Source organism: Bradyrhizobium sp. UFLA06-06, from assembly GCF_054820065.1.
Map to the genome: position 1 here is coordinate 44,146 of NZ_JADFUD010000024.1, position 10,903 is coordinate 55,048.

Consider the following 10,903-nt stretch of genomic DNA (forward strand, 5'->3'; position numbering starts at 1 on the left):
TCGCCATGCCGGTCCGCAGCAACATCGTCGGCATCGACAGCCCCGAGGCGCTGGAGAAGGCGCTGCGCGCGGCCTACTACCTCGCCGACGACGGCATCGCGACGGCCTCCTATCTCTCGCTGGCGCTCGGCAAGCCGCTGCTGCTCGAGGGCGCGCCGGGTGTCGGCAAGACCGAGGCCGCGAAAGCAATCGCCGCCGTGCTCGGCCGCAAGCTGATCCGTCTGCAATGCTATGAGGGCATCGACGCTGCGGCTGCGCTCTACGAGTGGAACTATCCGCGCCAGATGCTGGCGATCCGGCAGGCCGGCGAGGAGAGCATCGACATCTATGGCGACGCCTTCCTGATCGAGCGTCCGATGCTGGCCGCGCTGCGCGCGCCCGACGCGACGGTGCTGCTGATCGACGAAATCGACCGCGCCGATCAGGAGTTCGAGGCCTTCCTGCTCGAATTCCTCTCCGACTTCCAGATCTCGATCCCCGAGCGCGGCACGGTGCGCGCTGCCGAACATCCCGTGGTGGTGCTGACCTCGAACCGGACGCGCGATCTGCACGAGGCGCTGCGGCGGCGCTGCGTCTATCACTGGATCGATTATCCGAATGCCGAGCGCGAGGCGCGCATCGTGATGATGCGGGCGTCCAGCGTGGCCGAGGCCACCGCCCGCGCGGTGGTCGCCGCCGTCGGCCGGTTGCGCCGCGAGCCGCTGAGCAAGGCCCCGGGGATCGCCGAGGCGGTCGACTGGGCGGAGGCCGCGACCTTGCTCAACAAGGGCGGCGCGCGCTGGCCGGATGCGTTCAAGCGTTCGATCGGCGTCGCGCTGAAGGACGAGGAGGATCTGCATTTCATCTCACCCCGGCTCGATGCGATCATTGCGGAGGCGGCCGCGTGAGCGATGACCTCAAGCTGCCGCGCGCGGCGCAGACATTCGTGTCCTTTGTGGCACTGCTGCGCGCCAACGGCTTCGCGGTCGCGCTGGAGCAGACGACGAGCTTCCTCGCGGCGATCGAGCTGCTCGGGCCGCGCAATCTCGAGCACATCCGCCAGGCCGGGCTCGCGACGCTGGCGCCGCCGCCGGAGCGCCGCGCGACGTATGACCGGCTGTTCGACATCCACTTCCGCGGCGCCGAGGCGATCGAGCAGGCCGAGGGCGAGGACGAGGAGACCGTCCGCCTGCAGGAGGAAGGCCGCGGCGAGGACGAGCCGCCGCTCGCCGACGAGGCCAATGAGTCCGGCCTCGCCGCAGCGCGCGCCGAGGCATTGGTCGAGCGCCGCTTTGCACAGGCCGCGACCAGCGATCCGCTGCGAAAACTGTCGCGTGAGGCGGCAAAGCGGCTGCCGCGAAGGCGCGGCCACCGGCGCCATCGCGCACGGAGCGGCCCGTTCGCCGATCTGCGCCGCACGCTGCGCGACAGCGTGCGCAATGACGGCGAGGTGCTGCGGCTCGGGCGGATGCGCCGCCGCCAGCGCGCGCGCAAGATCCTGTTCCTGATCGACGTCTCCGGCTCGATGAAGGCGCGCACCGAGGAGAACATGAAGCTCGCGCATGTGCTGGTGCAGGCGGCCGGCAATGTCGAGGTCTTCACCTTCGGCACAAGACTGACCCGCGTCACGCCGGCGCTGCGGCTGAAGCGGCGCGAGCAGGCGCTGAACGCGGCCTCCTTCCTGGTCAGCGACTGGGACGGCGGCACCCGAATCGGCGACGCGCTGCAGGCCTTCCTCGCCGTGCCCCGGTTCGGCGGATATGCCGGCGGCGCCGCGGTCGTGATCGTCTCCGACGGCCTGGAACGCGGCGATCCGGCTGCGCTGCGCGATGCCGTGGCAAAACTGGCGCGGCGGGCCTGGCGCGTCAGCTGGCTGACGCCGCTCGCAACCTCGCCCGGCTTCACGCCGCAAACCGAGGCGCTGATCGCGATCCAGCGCTTTGTCGACGATCTCGTGGACGGCGGATCCAGCGCGGCTGTTGTCGCGCATCTGCTGTCGCTTGGAACAAGGAGAGCCGCGTGACTGGCATTGTCGACGGGCATCATCACATCTGGCGGCAGGCCGATCTCGCCTGGCTGTCCGGCCCGATGCAGCCGCGCATCTTCGGCCCCTACGAGCCGATCCGCCGCGACTATCCGATCGAGGAATATCTCGACGACCTCAAGGGCACCGGCGTCACCCGCTCGGTCTATGTCCAGACCAACTGGCCGAACGGCCAGTTCGAGGACGAGGCGGCCTGGGTGCAGCAGACCGCGGACCAGCACGGCTGGCCGCACGCCCTCGTCGCCTATGCCGATTTTTCCGTCGCCGACGTCCGCCCGCAGCTCGATCGGTTGAAGCGCTACCCGCTGGTGCGCGGCGTGCGCATGCAGCTGCACTGGCATGAAAATCCGCTGTACCGCTTCGCCGCCCGTGCCGATCTCTGCACCGATCCCGTGATCCGGCGCAATGTCGGCCACCTCGCCGACTACGGCTGGAGTTTTGACCTGCAGGTGTTCGCGCCGCAGATGGCCGATGCGGCCGGCCTTGCGGAGGCCTGCCCTGACGTGACGTTCATCCTCCAGCATGCCGGCATGCTGGAGGATCTGTCGCCGCAGGGTCGCGCCGCCTGGCGCACCGGGATGACGCGGCTCGCGCGATGTCCGAACGTGGTATCGAAGCTGTCCGGGCTCGGCACCTTCATCCATCGCAACGATGCCGCGCATATCGCCGGCGTGATGACCGACACCGTCGCGATCTTCGGCGCCGACCGCTGCCTGTTCGGCTCGAACTTTCCGATCGAGAAGCTGTGGACCAGCTATCGCGATCTCGTCGCCGCGTTCAAGACGGCAGCCGAACGGCTCAGCCCCGCACAGCGCGATGCGATCTTCAGCACGACGGCGGCGCGGGTCTATCGGCTGGAGCCATAGCCGCACCGCGGGCACGAACATCACAACGAACACGAATCGGGAGGGAGACAGATGCCGTTGGAGATCAAGATTCTGGACTACGGCGATATCGAGCTGGAATCGAGCTTCCTCGTGCTCGGGCACAATTGCGGCCGCACCCGCCGCGTGCTGACGCTCGGCTTCCTGATCCTCGGCGGCCCCTACCCCGTGCTGGTCGATACCGGCTACCGCTCCAACCAGATCATGGAGACGCTCGGCATGCGCGGGCTCCAGTTCCACGAGAACATGATCGAAAACCAGCTCGCCCGCCACGGCGTGCGGATGGGCGACGTCCGTTTCGTCTGCCACACCCATCTGCACATCGATCATGCCGGCAAGGACGACCTGTTCCCGATGAACACCACGGTCGTGCTGAACCGCAAGGAGCTGGAATACTCCGTCTCCGGCCTGATGCATCCCCAATACCCCGCACCCGACATCAAGCACCTGATCGATCGCCTGCACACCAAGAGCGCGCTGCGCTTTCTCGACCTCGAAATCACCGGCCCGGTCGAGCTGATGCCGGGCGTCTATTGCGATGCCGCCAACGCCCATACCGAAGGCTCGATGAACATCCACGTTCACACCGCCGACGGCATCGCCACGATCTGCGGCGACGTGATCTATGATTTCAACGATCAGATCGTGAATCCCTTTAATGAGATCCACGACGCCGAGCCGCGCACCACCGGCAATCACGGCACCAGCAAGCGCGCCGAGAAGGCCGCGATCAAGAAGCTGCTCTCGAGCTCACGCTATCTGCTTCCGGTGCATGATCGCCCGGCGAAGATCGAGGGCGGCATGGTGGTCGGCCGCCTGCATGACCAGGTGCCCGGGCCTGTCGTGCAGAGCCTGCCGCAGCGCAACTGGTTCCCGGCGTAGAGGATTGAGGCGATGACGCATGTCACGCTGCGCAGCGAGTTCGAAGGCCTGATCGATCCCTACGCGCCGGTCGGCCAGGTCGGGACCGGTTTCGATTTCACGGAGGGACCGATCTGGCATCCGCTCGATCACTTCCTGCTGTTCTCCGACATGCCGGGCGACGTGCGCAGGCGCTGGGACGCGCGGCGTGGGGTGGTCGAGGTCAAGCGGCCGTCGAACAAATGCAACGGCATGACCTATGACGCGGACCTCAATCTGATCGTCTGCGAGCACGCAACCTCCTCGCTGATCTGCGAGCGGCCCGACGGGCGGCGCGAGGTGCTGGCCTCGCATTACGAGAACCAGGAGCTCAACAGTCCGAACGACGTCTGCGTGCACTCGTCGGGCGCGATCTACTTCTCCGATCCCTGGTACGGCCGGATGCCGGTCTATGGCGTCGAACGGCCGCGCCAGCTCGGCTTCCAGGGCGTCTATCGCGTGCCGCCCGGCGGCGGCGCGCCGAAACTGCTGGTCGACCGCTATTTGTTCGAGCAGCCGAACGGGCTGTGCTTCTCGCCCGACGAGCGCATCCTCTATGTCAACGACACCGTGCAGGCGCTGATCCGCGCCTTCGACGTCAATGCCGACGGTTCGCTCGGCAATCCGCGCGTGTTCGCCTCCGGCATCCGCTCCGAGCTCGAGCCCGGCCTGCCCGACGGCATGAAGTGCGACCAGCGCGGCAATGTCTGGGTCACCGCGCCCGGCGGCGTCTGGGTCTATTCACCCGGCGGCGACCTGCTCGGCAAGGTCCGCCTGCCCGAGCTCGTCGCCAACCTCGCCTGGGGCGGCGCCGACTTCCGCACGCTCTATCTGACAGCGACCCATTCGGTCTATGCGATCCCGACCAAGGTCGGCCCACGCCACGAGCCCTATATGAGCGGCAAGCGCGGCGGCGCGGGTGCCACATCGTCCACGCCTGCGCCGAACCTGACCGCCGGCGAGATGCAGCTCGATCCGCAACGCTGCGCGATGATCATCCAGGACATGCAGAACGACGTCATCATGGACGGCGGCGCGTTCGCCGAGTCCGGCGCGCCCGCGCACGCTCGCCAGCAGCATGTCGTCGAGAATGTCCGCCGCGTGGCGGAGGCTGCGCGAGCGCGCGGCGTCGCTATCATCCACGTCTGGTTCGTCGTCGAGCCGGGCGCGCCCGGCGTCACTTTGAACGCGCCGCTGTTCGAGGGGCTGGTCGACAGCAAGGCGATGGTGCGCGGCAGCTGGGGCGCGGCACCGGTCTCGGGACTCGAGCCGCGCCCGGGCGACTTCGTGGTCGAGAAGATGCGGATGAGCGCCTGGGAGGGTACGCGGCTCGAGACCATCCTGAAGGCGACCGGCCGCGACATGATCATCAACACCGGGGCCTGGACCAACATGTCGGTCGAGCACACCGCGCGCACCGGCGCCGACAAGGGCTATTTCATGATCGTGCCGGAGGACTGCTGCTCGACCATGAATGCCGACTGGCACAACGCCGCGATCAACTTCGCGCTCCAGAACGTCTCCGTCGTGACCAACGCCGACACCGTGATCAAGGCGCTCGGCTAGGGAGGCGCGGTGCCGAAGCTGCTGCATCTTGACTGCTCACCGCGCGCCGATTCGGAATCGGCGGCCGGCGCGCGCGTCTTCCTCGATCGCTTCCGTCAGACGCGGCCGGACTGGGAGATCGACGCGATGAATCTCTGGCGCGAGCCGCTGCCGGAATTCGAGGGTTACCTGCTCGAGGCCAAATACGCCCGCATCGGCGGCAAGAGCTTCACCAATTCGCAGCACGACGCCTTCGCAATCGCCGAGCGCCTCGCGCTGCGGCTGTCGCTGGCCGATCGCGTGTTGATCTCGACGCCGATGTGGAATTTCGGCATTCCCTACAAGCTCAAGCAGTGGCTCGACGTCATCATCCAGCCCGGGCTCGCCTTCCGCTTCGATCCGGCGCAGGGCTATCTGCCGCTGCTCAAGGACCGCCCGACGATCGTGATCCTCGCAAGCGGCAGCGACTTCGTCACCGGCATGAACCGCGGCCGCATCGACATGGCAACACCCTATCTGCGCGAGGCGCTGCGCTTCATCGGCATCAGCGACGTGCGCTTCGTGCCGATCGGCCCGACCACCGGGCCCACCGAGCCGATCCGCGCCGCCCGCGAGGCGGCGCACCGCCGGCTTGCGGAGATGGCAGCGAGGTTTTGACGCATTCGCTTTTCCGTCGTCGTCCCTGCGAAAGCAGGGACCCATCACCACAGGGTTGTATTGTAGGAGTGAGCTGTGGCCCCAGCGCCCCAAGGCAATTCGCATTGGTGGTTATGGGTCCCGGGTCGCGCTTCGCTTGCCCGGGACGACACCAAGTTTGTTGCCCGGCCGGCGGACGTATATCCGCATTCTCGCGACAGCGCTAACCCACCCTACGTTTCCGCCGCGGGAAAGACCAGCCTGCACAACAACCCCGGCGCATTGTCGTGCAACTCGATCCGCGCCCCGTGCAGGCTCGCGACCGCCGCGACCAGGCTGAGGCCGAGGCCGTTGCCCGGCGTGTAGCGGCTCTGCTCGAGCCGGTAGAAGCGCTTGAAGACGCGGTCGTGCTGGTCGGCGGGAATGCCCGGGCCATCATCGGCGATCGAAATCACCGCACCGGTCTCGTCGTTGTCGCAGGTCACCGTCACCCGTCCACCCGGGCGGCCATGCTTGATGGCGTTGTCGACGAGATTGGCGATGGCGTCGAACAGCAGGTCCCGGTCGCCGGTGACCAGCACGGCCTGATCGCCGGCAAGATCGAGGCGCGTGGTCACCTGTTCGGCGGCGGCGTCGTAGAGTTCGACCACCTCGCCGGCGATCTCGACGAGATTGACGGTGCGGAACGCACCCTTGCGGGCTCGCGTCTCGATCTCGGAAATCCGCGTGATCGACGCGAACATCCCAAGCACCGCGTCGAGATCGGCGATGGTGTCGCCGATCAGTGCCGCATCGCCCTCCCCGCTCCGGGGGCCATGATAGGCTTTCTCAAGCCGGCCGCGCATCCGGGTCAGCGGCGTGCGCAGGTCGTGGGCGATATTTTCGCTGACCTGCTTGACGTCCCCCATCAAGGTCTGGATCCGGTCCAGCATCAGATTGAGATTCTCGGCGACGCGATCCCATTCGTCATGGCTGCCGCGGAGCGGGATGCGCTGGTCGAGGCCGGAGAGCATGATGGCGCGACTGGTCGCATTGATCGACTCGATCCGGCCGACCGTTCGCCGCGTGACGCCGATGCTGGCAGCGGCCGCAAGCCCGATGATCAGCACGACGACGGCAATGCCGGCGGCCCTGATCTGGGCCATGAAGCCGTCGAGATCGCTGATGTCGTGGCCGACCAGCAGCCGATCGCCGTTTGACAGGGTTTCCGTCACACCTCGCAGCAGGGAGGTTCCCGGGGAGAGCTGTGGCAGGGAGGCACGAAATTCAGCCCATCCCTTCTCGGCGGCGCCCGCCGGCCACTGCCTGAGATTTCCCGCCAGCACCGTCGATCCGGGACCGACCAACAAATACACATGATCGGCGAAGCCCTTGTCCGCGACGCGTTGCGCGATCAACGCGGTCAGGCCATCACGCCCGGACCGCGCATAGGCGTCATCCAGGCTCGCCTGCTCGGTCATGATCGCGCGGTCGGACCTGTCGCGCACATAGGACAATGTCGACCAGTAGACATAGGCGAAGATCGCGGAAACGATCAGGCCGAAGGCACCGATGGCGATCAACGCCAGGCGGAACGTCGACGACTTGAAGGTCTTAGCCAGGAGCACGGAGGCAGTATCCGATGCCGCGGATCGTGTGGATCAGCGGATAGGCTTGCTGGTCGTCGACCTTGCGGCGCAAACGCCCGACATAGACGTCGATGATGTTGGTCGAGGGATCGAAGTGCAGGTCCCACACATGCCGCAGCAGCATGGCGCGCGAGACCACGCGGCCTTCGTTGCGCGCGAGGTATTCGAGCAGCTGGAATTCCTTCGGCAGCAGCGGAATCTTGCGACCGTGGCGGCTCGCCGTGCGCGAAATCAGATCGATCGCGAGATCGCCGACGCGCAGGATGGTCTCCTTGGCAACGGTCTCGCTGCGGCGGCCAAGCGCCTCCAACCGCGCCAGCAGTTCGACAAAGGAGAACGGCTTGACCAGATAGTCGTCGCCGCCTGCGCGCAAGCCCCGCACCCGGTCGTCGATTTCGCCGAGCGCGCTGATGATCAGGAACGGCACCGCAATACCCTCGTCGCGCATCTGACGCATTACCGTGATGCCGTCGATGTCGGGCAGCATGCGATCGATGGTAATCACGGCATAGTCGCGCGCCGCACCCTGGCTCAGCGCCTCGCGGCCGTTGGCTGCCAGATCCACATCATAACCGCTGGTGGTGAGCTCCTCGACGAGCTGATCCGCGGTTTCCGGATCGTCCTCTACGACGAGAATGCGGCGGTGAGCACCGGTCATATTCCTGAACTCTCCGAGCTGCGTTGAACTCTCCGAGTTCTCAAACTCTCCGAGCGGCCGCCCCGCGACGATCGCCGCCAGACTATCCCATTCCGGGGCAGGATGGAACGTCTGGCGACGACCGCGACAACGGTGCGGTTGGTTGGGCGATCACCAATAGTCCCCGCACACATTGACCCATTGCAGACCGTAAGCCGTCCATACCCTGCGGTAGCAGCCGTAGTCATAGCCGGCATAGACATAGGGCGCGCCGATGAACGCGAAGCGATGGAAGCGGTGATGGCGGAAGAAGCCGCCATGATGGAAGAAGCGCGAACCGCGGAATCCGGCGCCGGCAAACCGCGGGCCGATTGCCGGTGCACCGACGAAGCGTGGACCACCAAAGCGCCCGCCAGCGAAATGGCCGCCGCCGCCGCCCATGGCGGCGAACGCCGCGCCGCCTCCACGCATCCCGCCGCCGAAACCACCGCCATGCATGCCGCCGCCAAAGCCGCCACCATGCATGCCGCCACCCATGGCACCCATGGCACCACCGTGGCCGCCACCGAAGCCACCGCCGCCTCTGGCGAGGGCAGCGGGTGCAAGCGCAACGCTGACAGCGAGCGTCGCTGCCGTGAGACACGTGAGAAGCCTGTTCTTCATGAAACCCTCCCTGATTGGGACCGCGGCGAACTCGTATCGCCGCACGCGAGCATGATCAGAAGACGCAAGCCGATGCCCGACTTCAACTGACAAATGCGCCAGATTCTGACACCGGATTTAGAATTCGCGCGCCGGCATGCCGAGCGGCAGTTGCCTGGACCGGCGGCCACGATTGCGTTGGCCGGGATCGACGGACATTTGGCCGGAATCGGCGGATAGCGCGCGTTGAATCGATCGGCCGCGGTTCTTAATCCTGCAGCTATCGGAGAACAACGACGGCGTCGAGGGATCGCAGACCCGCTTCACAATCTGTCGATCACCGAACTCTCCTCGCCGGCCGTCATCCATCCGCGATGCAATCGCCTTTCACCTGGCCTCCCCGCGGGCGTCGGGACGGCGAAGTGCCGGCCTTCAGCAAGGAGCTTTCGATGAGCGACGAGACCAAAAGACCGTTTCTGACCCACGCCTCCGGCGCCCCCGTTGCCGACAATGTGAACATCCTGACGGCGGGGCCGCGCGGACCCGCGCTGCTGCAGGACGTCTGGCTGATCGAGAAGCTGGCGCATTTTCACCGCGAAGTGATCCCGGAGCGGCGGATGCACGCCAAGGGCGCCGGCGCGCACGGCACCTTCACCGTGACCCACGACATCACGCGCTACACCAAGGCCAGCATCTTCTCTGAGATCGGCAAGCAGACGCCGATGTTCGCGCGGTTCTCGACGGTCGCCGGCGAGCGCGGCGCGGCGGACGCCGAGCGCGACATCCGCGGCTTCGCGCTGAAATTCTACACCGATGAAGGCAATTGGGACGTGGTCGGCAACAACACCCCGGTGTTCTTCTTCCGCGACCCCTTGCGCTTCATCGACCTCAACCACGCCATCAAGCGGCATCCGCGCACGGGGGTGCGCGACCCCGACATGAACTGGGATTTCTGGACGCTGCTGCCGGAAGCGCTGCACCAGGTCACCATCGTCATGAGCGAGCGCGGCATCCCGAAAAGCTTCCGGCACCAGCACGGCTTCGGCAGCCACACCTACAGCATGAGCAATGCCGACAATGAGCGCGTCTGGGTGAAGTTCCATTTCCGTACCCGGCAGGGCGTCCAGAACCTGACCGATGCCGAGGCCGAGGCGCTGGTCGGCAAGGACCGCGAGAGCCACCAGCGCGACCTGTTCCAGAGCATCGAGCGCGGCGACTTCCCGCGCTGGACGCTATTCATCCAGGTGATGACAGATGCACAGACCAAGGCATTCCCGTTCAATCCGTTCGATCTGACCAAGGTGTGGCCGAAGGCGGATTATCCGCTGATCGAGGTCGGGTATTTCGAGCTGAACCGCAATCCGGAGAACTTCTTCGCCGAGGTCGAGCAGGCGGCGTTCACGCCGGCGAATGTCGTGCCCGGCATCGGCTATTCGCCGGACAAGATGCTGCAGGCGCGCCTGTTCTCCTATGGCGACGCCCAGCGCTACCGGCTCGGCGTCAACCACCACCAGATTCCGGTCAACGCGCCGAAATGCCCGTTCCACAGCTATCATCGCGACGGCGCGATGCGCACCGACGGCAACCTGGGCGCTACGCTGACCTACTGGCCGAACAGCCATGGCGAGTGGACCGACCAGCCGCAGCTGAACGAGCCGCCACTCGAATTGTCAGGCGCGGCCGCGCATTGGGATCATCGCCTGGATGACGACCACTGGCAGCAGCCGGGCGATCTGTTCCGCAAGATGAATGCCACGCAAAGGCAGGCCCTGTTCGACAACACCGCCCGCCAGGTCGGTAATGCGTCGAAGCACATCCAGGAACGGCACGTCGCGAATTGCAGCAGGGCCGACCCGGCCTACGGCAAGGGCGTCGCGGATGCGCTGGCGAGGTTCGCCGCCGGAAAACTGTAGCCAGGACGGCCCCCCTTCGGCCCCGTCATCCTGAGGTGCCCGCGGAGCGGGCCTCGAAGGATGAATCGGCCAGAGATGGGGCCGTGCATCCTTCG

10 protein-coding genes are annotated in these 10,903 nt (G+C 66.4%); 7 read left to right on the forward strand and 3 right to left on the reverse strand.

The features are described 5' to 3' along the window. Nucleotides 1–5 precede the first annotated feature (5 nt). The 6 genes from IF803_RS21285 to IF803_RS21310 are packed head-to-tail and all read left to right on the forward strand — an operon-like array spanning nucleotide 6 to nucleotide 6,009. Nucleotides 6–887 (forward strand): AAA family ATPase, encoded by an 882-nt coding sequence (locus tag IF803_RS21285; protein ID WP_137481531.1) that lies wholly within the window; start codon nucleotides 6–8, stop codon nucleotides 885–887. Further along, on the forward strand, nucleotides 884–2,002 hold the full coding sequence (locus IF803_RS21290; protein ID WP_411783691.1) for a vWA domain-containing protein: 1,119 nt from the start codon (nucleotides 884–886) through the stop codon (nucleotides 2,000–2,002). Before IF803_RS21285 ends, IF803_RS21290 begins: the two co-directional genes overlap by 4 nt. Then, on the forward strand, nucleotides 1,999–2,889 hold the full coding sequence (locus tag IF803_RS21295; RefSeq protein WP_461193360.1) for an amidohydrolase family protein: 891 nt from the start codon (nucleotides 1,999–2,001) through the stop codon (nucleotides 2,887–2,889). The genes IF803_RS21290 and IF803_RS21295 overlap by 4 nt, the downstream gene beginning before the upstream one ends. A 51-nt stretch (nucleotides 2,890–2,940) precedes the next feature. Then, the gene (locus IF803_RS21300; protein ID WP_026193286.1) at nucleotides 2,941–3,789 is read left to right on the forward strand and encodes an MBL fold metallo-hydrolase; all 849 of its coding nucleotides are present in this window, start codon (nucleotides 2,941–2,943) and stop codon (nucleotides 3,787–3,789) included. A 12-nt stretch (nucleotides 3,790–3,801) separates the two neighbouring features. Then, nucleotides 3,802–5,373 (forward strand): isochorismatase family protein, encoded by a 1,572-nt coding sequence (locus IF803_RS21305; RefSeq protein ID WP_461193361.1) that lies wholly within the window; start codon nucleotides 3,802–3,804, stop codon nucleotides 5,371–5,373. Nucleotides 5,374–5,382: 9 nt separating this feature from the next. Further along, entirely contained in the window at nucleotides 5,383–6,009 is a 627-nt protein-coding gene (locus tag IF803_RS21310) for an FMN-dependent NADH-azoreductase (protein WP_461193362.1), read from the forward strand. Nucleotides 6,010–6,221: 212 nt separating this feature from the next. Here the strand turns inward: IF803_RS21310 and IF803_RS21315 are convergent, their stop codons facing one another. The 3 genes from IF803_RS21315 to IF803_RS21325 form a co-directional block, all read right to left on the reverse strand. Continuing rightward, a complete protein-coding gene (locus IF803_RS21315; protein ID WP_461193363.1) occupies nucleotides 6,222–7,595 on the reverse strand; it encodes a sensor histidine kinase in 1,374 nt (457 codons plus the stop codon). Beyond that, nucleotides 7,582–8,274, reverse strand: a complete 693-nt coding sequence (locus tag IF803_RS21320) for a response regulator transcription factor (protein ID WP_461193364.1) — start codon at nucleotides 8,272–8,274, stop codon at nucleotides 7,582–7,584. Before IF803_RS21320 ends, IF803_RS21315 begins: the two co-directional genes overlap by 14 nt. Before the next feature lie 150 nt (nucleotides 8,275–8,424). Further along, nucleotides 8,425–8,916 (reverse strand): hypothetical protein, encoded by a 492-nt coding sequence (locus IF803_RS21325; RefSeq protein ID WP_461193365.1) that lies wholly within the window; start codon nucleotides 8,914–8,916, stop codon nucleotides 8,425–8,427. 428 nt (nucleotides 8,917–9,344) lie between these two features. Between IF803_RS21325 and IF803_RS21330 the strand changes: the two genes are divergently transcribed. After that, complete coding sequence (locus IF803_RS21330; RefSeq protein ID WP_461193366.1) at nucleotides 9,345–10,808, forward strand: catalase; 1,464 nt, start codon at nucleotides 9,345–9,347, stop codon at nucleotides 10,806–10,808. The last annotated feature ends 95 nt before the right edge of the window (nucleotides 10,809–10,903 follow it).

Bases quoted from the DNA above. Each gene is read 5' to 3' on its own strand.
- IF803_RS21285 (WP_137481531.1), top strand. From the start codon at position 6: ATGCCGGTCCGCAGCAACATCGTCGGCATCGACAGCCCCGAGGCGCTG.
- IF803_RS21300 (WP_026193286.1), top strand. From the start codon at position 2,941: ATGCCGTTGGAGATCAAGATTCTGGACTACGGCGATATCGAGCTGGAA.
- IF803_RS21305 (WP_461193361.1), top strand. From the start codon at position 3,802: ATGACGCATGTCACGCTGCGCAGCGAGTTCGAAGGCCTGATCGATCCC.
- IF803_RS21320 (WP_461193364.1), bottom strand. From the start codon at position 8,274: ATGACCGGTGCTCACCGCCGCATTCTCGTCGTAGAGGACGATCCGGAA.
- IF803_RS21325 (WP_461193365.1), bottom strand. From the start codon at position 8,916: ATGAAGAACAGGCTTCTCACGTGTCTCACGGCAGCGACGCTCGCTGTC.
- IF803_RS21330 (WP_461193366.1), top strand. From the start codon at position 9,345: ATGAGCGACGAGACCAAAAGACCGTTTCTGACCCACGCCTCCGGCGCC.